This is a genomic window from Ralstonia sp. OTU4908, from assembly GCF_038440115.1.
GTDB lineage: Bacteria > Pseudomonadota > Gammaproteobacteria > Burkholderiales > Burkholderiaceae > Ralstonia > Ralstonia pickettii.
This window is the reverse complement of sequence record NZ_JASATD010000070.1, coordinates 1-8191: the sequence shown is the minus strand read 5'-3', so window position 1 is coordinate 8191 and position 8191 is coordinate 1. Positions and strand designations below refer to the sequence as shown.

General features: G+C 63.8%; 8 protein-coding genes. 5 read left to right on the top strand and 3 right to left on the bottom strand.

Translation table 11 applies throughout. The features are described 5' to 3' along the window. Nucleotides 1–87 precede the first annotated feature (87 nt). Nucleotides 88–1125 (bottom strand): DNA-binding protein, encoded by a 1038-nt coding sequence (locus tag AAHM38_RS24990; RefSeq protein WP_004637342.1) that lies wholly within the window; start codon nucleotides 1123–1125, stop codon nucleotides 88–90. A 228-nt stretch (nucleotides 1126–1353) separates the two neighbouring features. On the opposite strand from AAHM38_RS24990, the gene AAHM38_RS24985 reads away from it, so the two are divergent. From AAHM38_RS24985 to AAHM38_RS24965, 5 genes are read left to right on the top strand one after another with little or no spacing between them, the layout of a single operon-like run. Then, nucleotides 1354–2070, top strand: a complete 717-nt coding sequence (locus tag AAHM38_RS24985; protein ID WP_238563858.1) for a head GIN domain-containing protein — start codon at nucleotides 1354–1356, stop codon at nucleotides 2068–2070. Nucleotides 2071–2121: 51 nt separating this feature from the next. Further along, the gene (locus tag AAHM38_RS24980; protein ID WP_004637345.1) at nucleotides 2122–2385 is read left to right on the top strand and encodes a CopG family ribbon-helix-helix protein; all 264 of its coding nucleotides are present in this window, start codon (nucleotides 2122–2124) and stop codon (nucleotides 2383–2385) included. Further along, the gene (locus tag AAHM38_RS24975; RefSeq protein WP_004637348.1) at nucleotides 2385–2660 is read left to right on the top strand and encodes a type II toxin-antitoxin system RelE/ParE family toxin; all 276 of its coding nucleotides are present in this window, start codon (nucleotides 2385–2387) and stop codon (nucleotides 2658–2660) included. The genes AAHM38_RS24980 and AAHM38_RS24975 overlap by 1 nt, the downstream gene beginning before the upstream one ends. Before the next feature lie 14 nt (nucleotides 2661–2674). Next, complete coding sequence (locus AAHM38_RS24970) at nucleotides 2675–3316, top strand: DUF6904 family protein (protein WP_004637349.1); 642 nt, start codon at nucleotides 2675–2677, stop codon at nucleotides 3314–3316. Nucleotides 3317–3350: 34 nt separating this feature from the next. Further along, a complete protein-coding gene (locus AAHM38_RS24965) occupies nucleotides 3351–4544 on the top strand; it encodes a tyrosine-type recombinase/integrase (protein WP_004637351.1) in 1194 nt (397 codons plus the stop codon). 165 nt (nucleotides 4545–4709) lie between these two features. On the opposite strand, the gene tnpC is transcribed toward AAHM38_RS24965, so the two are convergent. Both tnpC and AAHM38_RS24955 read right to left on the bottom strand, forming a co-directional pair. Continuing rightward, nucleotides 4710–5045 (bottom strand): Tn3 family transposase post-transcriptional regulator TnpC, encoded by a 336-nt coding sequence (gene tnpC / locus AAHM38_RS24960; protein ID WP_012430353.1) that lies wholly within the window; start codon nucleotides 5043–5045, stop codon nucleotides 4710–4712. Further along, nucleotides 5038–8037: a Tn3 family transposase gene (locus AAHM38_RS24955; RefSeq protein WP_004637366.1), complete on the bottom strand. Its 3000-nt coding sequence runs from the start codon at nucleotides 8035–8037 to the stop codon at nucleotides 5038–5040. The genes tnpC and AAHM38_RS24955 overlap by 8 nt, the downstream gene beginning before the upstream one ends. Nucleotides 8038–8191: the final 154 nt, after the last annotated feature.

The window sequence follows — 8191 nt, the reverse complement described above, 5'->3', positions numbered from 1 at the left end:
GGGGTCATGCCAAGATGAGGCCAGTTCGCTATCATAAGCCTTCAAGTAATGAAGGCGGCGCGAATCATACGTTTCAGTAATTAAGGATCACGGCGCTTTCGTCCGCTGGCCAACGCGTCCTGGTGTTGCCTTCTTCAACTCGCTCACCAGCCGGCGCGTTGTTTCCGCTTCGGTTTCGGCGCGCTCAGCCCGCCGTAGCGCCTCCTCCAGCAACGACTGGGTCTGCACCAGTTCTTCGGCCGTTTCACGCTGCCGCGTGGCGGCTCCCTCCGCCTGCTGCCGCACTGCGCCCAGTTCCATGCGCAACGTGCCGATCGCATTGGCATGTGTCACGGCGCTTTCTTGCATCGCGGTACGCGCGGCCACAACCTGCGCACGTAGCTCATCGGCCAGCTTGTCGCTTTTCTGACGGGCGGTGCGCTCCTGGTCGATCTCGCGCAACGCACGTTTCTCGTGGCTGGCGGCACGCTCTTCTGCTGCATCCGCGCGGGCCCGCTCACGATCGAGCTGCGCGCCAAATTCAACCCGAGCCTGTGTGAGCTGCTGTGCCGCCTCGTCCAACTGCCGGCGGGTCTCCTGCAGACGCGCTTCGGTTGCTGCGTGGCCCTGGCGCTCAGCAGACAGCATTTCTTGAAGCGCGGCAAGCTGCCCGCGCACCGAGTCCAGCTGTGCCTGAATGACCGCGGTCGCTTGTCGCGCGGTTTCGCTTTCCGCAGTGGCTTGGTCGCGCGCGGCTTCGGCGGCGTGCGCCTGGTGGCGCGCTTCGGCCCGCAGTGCGGCCAGTTCGGTGGCCGCCGCGGACGAGGCCGCTTGCCAGATGGCCAACACTGCCTCGGCGGCAACCTGCTTCAAGGCCTCGGGGAGATCTGGGTGGTCGATCGTCACCCGTGTTTTGTCGCGCAGGTCCTGCCAGAACCGGTTCAGCACGTGGGAAGGTGTGCTCATGCTGCCCTTGCGCACCAGACTGTAGAGCTTGTTGGCCGTCGGTGTGACGCCATAGCGGAAAAACAGCAGCGCGCAGACTTCGCGGTACAGCTCCCGCGTCTCGGTGAAACGGCCGCGCAGCGCCGCGATATCGGCCTGCAGCGCTTGGTCTTCGGCGGTGGATGCGGGGTCAAGCGTCATGACGGGCCTGGATTTCAGTTCGAATGAGTCAATAATATGCCGTAAACCGCGTGATTTCATAATTTCAAGTACAAACTTGAGACATAAGTACGCTTCTGTCTAGACTATACTGCGCACTGGCCCCGCACAATACGCCTCGCCCGAGGTGACCTCGCAGGCGGTTGATTGTCCTACGTTGAATCACTATGATTGGTTTCTAATCGACATGATTGGATGACGCCGAACCTCATGAATCTCTCCGATATGCCCTCCACCGGTACCGGCTGGGATCGCCTTGAAGCCGCCTTCAAGGAGGAGCGTCCCCTGCAGCCGATCCGCAAGATCGTCGTCAAAGGCTCGGTCGACATGGTGTTCCGGCGCGCGGACACGCCAACGCTGGTCGTTGCCGGCGAAACGGCGGATGCGGTGACCTCGGTCCGGACCGCCTACAAAGGCGACAAACTGGTGATCGAGCGCGAAGGCGTGTCGATCCGCTTCGGCAGCAGCCACATGACCTTCCACGGCACGGTCGGCTCGGTGGTCTTGGGCGACATCGTGAACGGCAAGCCCACCGGGCCGGCCATTTCCCTGCACCAGCCGCGCGCGGTGGTCGGCATCGCGCTGCCCGAGTTCCCGGCGATCAAGATCAAGGGCAGCGGCGATGTCACCTTGCTCGATCTGCAGCAAGACGCCTTGGACCTGGAAATCCCGGGTTCGGGCGATATCACCGCCAGCGGCCACGTCGCCCGCTTGCACGTGCAGGTCGTGGGCTCTGGCGATGTCGATGCCAGTGCGCTGATCGCCGAGTCGGCCGACCTGTCGGTGGCGGGTTCCGGCGACATTGACGCCTTCGTGCGGACCGAGGTGCGCGCCCGCGTGGCCGGCTCGGGTGACATCGTCGTGCGGGGCAACCCGCTGCGCTGGGACGACCACGTGGCTGGCTCCGGCACGATCAAGTTTCGTTGACGGCGGCAGGCCCAGCACTCCGCTGCATTGACCCGATTTCAGGAGGACGCCATGTCCAAAGCCGAAACCCGCGTATTGACCGCACATGTCCCAGTGCCGCTGGCCGAGAAGGTGGACCAGTTGGCCGACCGCCTCGAACGCTCGCGCGGCTGGATCATGAAACAGGCACTGTCGGCCTGGATCGCCCAGGAAGAGGAGCGCGACCGCCTCACCCGCGAGGCGCTGGCCGACGTGGACGCCGGCCGCGTCATTGGCCACCAGGCCGTGCAGGCCTGGGCGGACAGCCTGGGTGCCGGTGAGCCGGTGCCGCGCTGATGGAACTGCAGTGGACCAGCAAGGCGCAGGAAGACCTCACGCGCCTGTATGAGTTTCTCGCGCCGGTGAACAGGCCGGCCGCCGCGCGCGCGGTGCAGGCTTTGGTCAAGGCGCCAGAAATCCTGCTGACCAACCCGCGCGTGGGCGAGCAACTGTTCCAGTTCGAACCGCGCGAAGTGCGGCGCATGCTCGTCGGCCAGTATGAAATGCGCTACGAGATCCGGGGCGAGAGCATTTACCTGCTGCGGCTGTGGCACACCCGCGAAGACCGATAACAGGGAGCAAGACCATGCTGGAGTACCGACTGACGCCGAACCATGCCGGCGTCGCATTGTGGTGGGATTTCGCGGCGCTGGAGCGCCTGCACGGCTTCATCCACTACGTCGTGCAGGAAAGCGTCTACATCGAGGACAAGGAAGGCTTCGTGCTCGGCTTGGCGTACGACGTGCGCAAAGCCTATTCGGGGCAGCGCAGCGTGGACCAGCGCGGCGATACCAAGGACGACCGTTGCCGTATCTACGGCGTCGAAGTCCTGTGGCCCGTACTCCTGACGCAAGTCGGGGTGCTGCGCCAGGCCATGGCCTTCATCCCGACCAACAAGCTGGACCAGTCGATCATGTTCGAGCTGGAGCACGTGGTCGAATCGGCGGTGCGCGCCGCCACGCCGGTGTTGGCCGATGAAGTCATCCACCGCACGCGGTCCGCTGCGAGCGCCACCTATGTCCACCTAGACAGCGTGCTCGATAGCCGCTGCCGGTACTTCATTGCACTGCCGCCCAAACAGCGCCTCAAGATGCTGCCCAAGGTGATGGCGACGTTCGACCCGATGTACGGGATCTTGGCCAAGTCGGATATCACGTTGCGCCCCGATGTCATCCCACCCACCGCCTTCGTCGACAGCGACGAAGACTGGCCGGACTTCGAGTGGTGAAACGCCCGCACGCTAGGACGGCGGCCCTGCATCGATGACCCATCCCGTTCCATCGTTCAACGGTCCCGCGGTGGCCATCGAGCAGTTGCGCATCCCGCCAGCGCTCTCGGGCCTTCACGGCGCCAACCGCGCACGCGAAGCGAGCCGCCAAATCACGGCGGATGACGACCTGGCCGCCGTGGCTGCGTGGCTCGCCCGCTATGCCGGCGTGCCCGGCACGGTCGCCACCTACCGCAAGGAAGCCGAACGCCTGATACTGTGGGCGATTCTCCAGCACGGCAAGCCGCTGTCTTCACTCACCCACGAGGACCTGCTGCTCTACGAGCGCTTCCTGGCCGACCCGCAGCCAGCTTGGCGTTGGGTGATGGCCTCACGCAAGAAGCTGGCGAGAAGCTCGCCCGACTGGCGCCCCTTCGCCGGTCCACTGTCGCCCACGAGCGTGCGGCATGCGATGACGATCCTCAACGCGCTCTTCGCCTGGCTGGTGCAAGCCGGATACCTCGCCGGGAATCCGCTCTCGCTCGCGCGCCGTCGCAGCGCCAAGACAGCCCCGCGCGTGACGCGCTACCTCACGCATGCGCATTGGGACATCGTCAAAGCCACGATCGAAACCCTGCCCGTCGCGACGGAACGCGACCGGCTGCACGCGGCCCGTTGCCGGTGGTTGTTCTCCGTGCTGTATTTGGCCGGCCTGCGCTTAGCGGAAATCGCCTCCACGCGCATGGGCGCCGTGTTCTCTCGCCGGGACGCGGCGGGCGTCGAGCGCTGGTGGATCGAGGTGCACGGCAAAGGCGGCAAGACGCGCCTGGTGCCCGCCACCGATGAACTGATCGCGGAGCTGGCGCGCTATCGGCGCATCTGCGGCCTGCCGCCGTCACCGCAGATCGGCGAAACACGCCCTTTGCTGCTGCCCGTGATCGGCCCGGAAAAGCCGTTATCGCGCGCGGCGATTCACCTGATCGTCAAGGAGGTGTTCAAGCTCGCGGCCGACCGCGTGCGTGCACAGGGTCCCGAGTTTGGCGCGCAGGCTGACGTGCTCGCCAGCGCATCGTCCCACTGGCTGCGCCACACGGCCGGCTCGCACATGTCCGACCAACAGGTGGACCTGCGCTTCGTGCGTGACAACTTCGGCCATGCGTCGCTCGCCACGACGAGTGTCTACCTCCACGCGGAAGATGACGCACGCCACCAGGCAACGCAAGCCAGCCACCGGCTTGGCTGGAACTGAGCGTACCCAATTCTCGATGGCATGCTCCACGCGCGGCGGCTGCCGGCATCACCCACGAAAACGGGCAAATCGCCATGGCAGCCAGCGCATCGAAGGCGCCACCATGAGCTGGCCAACGAAGCGTGGCGACGCCTTCTACGTTGGCTTTCGGGCCGAATGGCTCGGCTAGTCGGCTGGGCTCAGGTGTTCCAGTGGCTCCAATGATTGGCGCATCCGCTCCAGTGCCGCGAGCCAGTCGCCAAGCTCCATCAGCACCGCGTCGACTTGTTCAACCAGTGTCGGTCCATCCGTGCTGTAGGCTAGGCTCGCGTCGTTAATCACGGTATGAGCCATGCCGTGCAGGCGCAGCAGATCGTCGCGCAACCCGTCCGGCGCGCATCGTGCTCGAATCCCATCGAGCAACTCCACCGCATGCAGAATGGTGCGGGTATCGAACGACTGCCGGAGCCCCTGCAATGCTTCGCTGTCGACATCCCCGTAGGGGGTCTTGGTCTCAGGCATGGCGAGCCCTGCGGACAGCGCGGGCGGGTCCCGCGAACAACCCATCGCGAATCCAGGCCTCCGGTACGCGCTCTAGGTGCAGCTTGTAGTCACCAAAGCGCTTGATGTTGTGGGTCAGATAAGGACTCAGGAATTCGATGTCGGCGACGTTCACTTTGATGCCCTCGCTGACCATCGTGCGTAGGGCCTGCATCAGGTCTGCGGTGTTCTGGAGGATCACGGCCGAGGCGATCAGGTCGTTGTAGCGCAGGCGTTTCTGCTGCTCCTCGGGCTCGTTTTCCGCGATCACGTCACCACCGAACGAGAACCACTTCGCAAAGCCGTTGTACGACTCGATCTTGTTGGTGGTGGCGGTCACTTCCTGGCGCAGCTCGCGACTGCCGACCCATTCGAGCAGGTACACGGTGCGCACGACGTTGCCCAGTTCTCGCGCGGCCAGGTAGAGGCGGTTCTTGCGGCTCTCCGAGCCCAATCTGCGCAGCAGCAGCGGCGAAGAGATGGTGCCGGCCTGGATCGACAGCGCCACCTGCATCAGGTCCTGCCAGTGAAAAGCGATCAGATCCCAGTCGACCACCGCCGAGAACAACGAATCGATGTGCTTGTATTTGACGCCGGCATCGGGCTTGTACAGATCCAGTTCCTTCCAGTTGCGAATGCGGGGCATCAGATTGATGCCAAGCAAGTGGGTGAAAGCGAAGACCGCCGCCGACTGCCCCTGCGTGTCGGCGTGCACGGTGTCGGCCTCGACGCTCAGGTTGGCCTTGAGCAGCCCTTCGATGACATAGATGGCTTCCCACACACCAGGCGGGATGAAGTGCCGAAACACCGCGATGTAATTGTCGGCCACATGCCGGTAAGCCACGGCGCCCATCTTGTGGTAACGAAAATGATAGCCGGCCAGCAGATTGTTGTCGTAGAAGTCGTATTGGGTACCGTCGGCGGCCACCGTTTTGCCGTCGCCCCAGTGTTTAGGCAAATCCAGGCGCAGGTACAGCTCGATCAGCTCGCGCTGCGCGGTCTCCAGCTTCTCCAGGCTCATGTGCCGCCGGTTGACGAACGACATCATATGGGGGGTGACGCGATCGCCCATATGGCGCGCAGCTTGAGTGGGTCCGAGATTGCAACCCATCGCGAAGATCGTCAGCAGATAGCGTTCGGCGGCGTTGCGGATCTTAGGATCGTTGCCGGAGAGCGGCCCGAAGTGCCGGGTGAACTGGGTCCAGTGCTCGATATTGGCCAGCACGTCGAGCAGGTTGCGCGTCGGCATGCGGCGGATCAGCGCCTGCTGCAAGGCAACGGCCGAGGGCGGAGTTTCGCGCGCAGCGGTGCGCTTGAGTAAGGGTTCGCCGTCAGCGCTGATGGTGACGTGCTGGCGCTTGTCCGGAAAACTTTTGTCCAGCGTCTGCGCGGCGTCGGCCAGCCACTGCTTGAGGTGCGCGACGAACTCCTGCGCGTTGGCCGGCAGATCCAGCTTGGCGCAGTACTCTGGCAAGCGCCGCTCGCACTCGCGCCACGGCAACAGGTGGCCCCGGTAGTCGGCAAAGGCGTCTGACCCCACCACGCACAGATCACCCGAGCGCAACTCGTTGACCATGTGGGACAGCACGCACAACTCCAAGTAGCGCCGGTTGGTGGGCGGACCCTCGTGGTGCGCTCGCCGGACCAGCTTGCGCCAGCGCTCGGAGGCAAAACTGAGATCGACTTCAGCAGCGATCCACTCCCGGTGCAGTGATTCGTTTTCCAGCGCGACCTCCAGCCCGGCTAACAACGTGCGTGATTGGCTGGTCGACTCCCACTCCAACACGCGGGCGAGGCGCAACATCACCGAACGGTGGGCGCGGAAGTGCCGCCACAACAGCGGCAGATAGTTGTTGCCGCTGAAAGCCCGCACTTCGGCGCAGCGCTCGCGCAGGGGCTCCAGGTCGCCATTGGGAGCCAACAGCTTGCGCACCTGCGCGCCGATTCGGGCATCGTCACCGCCATCGGCGACGATATCGACGACACCGTCCAGCACGGTGACAAGGCCTTCGAGCTTGGCGCGCTGGCGAGACTGGATGTATTCCAGTTCGTCCTGGGCCCGCTTGTGGATCGCGCCCATACGCCGGATAAACATTTCGGCGAGATCGTCGCGACTGCGCACGCGCATGTGAGCAAGCAAGGCCACGATCAACGTATAGCGCTTCTCAGGCAGCGTTTCCTTGAGGTTGGCTGCGTCCAGGCCCATGGCCTGGTTGGCCAGCGAACGTAGCTTGGTGGCAGGCACGCCTTCCAGGACGCCGGATAGGTCGCCAAAAGAATCCAACCACTCCAGATGCTCGATCAGCAGGTTCAGGTGTTTGCGCGAGGGCCGCCGGGCATGTCGCTTGATGTTGTTGTAGGCGGTCTGCCGGTTGGCGAATTCGCGCGTGAGAAGCTTGTCCAGGCGCTGCCGATCCTCTTCAGAGAGCCGGCGTGCGACCCGCCTGAACATTGCGTTTTGGGTGCGGGCATGGATTTGCTCGACGATGGTGTCGAGCGTTGAGAACGCAGGCAGTTCAACCTGCTGCAAGATCAGCGCATCAATAGTCGCGTTGATAATGTCCACCGGCTGATCCATCGTCTCGGCCGCTTCACGTGCAGCGCGGATGGTGACCTCATTGGCGTCGGTGCCAATGTAGGGTTGCACGCCGAGGAATTGCCGCACGACGACGTAATGCCGGAACAGCGTGGGAGAGACTTTGCGGTCGTAACCGAACGGCGTATCGGGGTCCAACCCCGCGCAAACTCGCACGTGATCGACTACGGCGGTGGGAATCGCATCAAGATAGGGGAAATAGTGCAGTTGCTGGAAGATCTTGAGCAGCACCAAGAGACCTAGGCGCGGACTCTGGCCGCGGGTCGAGCGGGTTGCCCAGTCCAACTCCTCAGCGGTCGGCGTGTAGCAGGCCTGCAGCTCTTTCGTGGAGAAGACCTTTGGGAAACGCGGGTAGGCAGTGCGCTCGACGGTGGCCATACAGGGATCTCCACAATCGCTGAAGGGCCGGCCAGTCTAGCCGACGGCAAAGGCGGAAATCCAGAGGCTCTTTATAACCAAGAGGCATGCATGCAAACTTCTACATAACTGGCGGGCTTATGATAGCGAATTGGCCTTATCTTGGCATGACCCC

What these genes read in the sequence shown, in the direction of transcription:
- AAHM38_RS24990 (WP_004637342.1), bottom strand. Translation starts at nt 1,125, where the DNA reads ATGACGCTTGACCCCGCATCCACCGCCGAAGACCAAGCGCTGCAGGCC.
- AAHM38_RS24985 (WP_238563858.1), top strand. Translation starts at nt 1,354, where the DNA reads ATGAATCTCTCCGATATGCCCTCCACCGGTACCGGCTGGGATCGCCTT.
- AAHM38_RS24980 (WP_004637345.1), top strand. Translation starts at nt 2,122, where the DNA reads ATGTCCAAAGCCGAAACCCGCGTATTGACCGCACATGTCCCAGTGCCG.
- AAHM38_RS24975 (WP_004637348.1), top strand. Translation starts at nt 2,385, where the DNA reads ATGGAACTGCAGTGGACCAGCAAGGCGCAGGAAGACCTCACGCGCCTG.
- AAHM38_RS24970 (WP_004637349.1), top strand. Translation starts at nt 2,675, where the DNA reads ATGCTGGAGTACCGACTGACGCCGAACCATGCCGGCGTCGCATTGTGG.
- AAHM38_RS24965 (WP_004637351.1), top strand. Translation starts at nt 3,351, where the DNA reads ATGACCCATCCCGTTCCATCGTTCAACGGTCCCGCGGTGGCCATCGAG.
- tnpC (WP_012430353.1), bottom strand. Translation starts at nt 5,045, where the DNA reads ATGCCTGAGACCAAGACCCCCTACGGGGATGTCGACAGCGAAGCATTG.
- AAHM38_RS24955 (WP_004637366.1), bottom strand. Translation starts at nt 8,037, where the DNA reads ATGGCCACCGTCGAGCGCACTGCCTACCCGCGTTTCCCAAAGGTCTTC.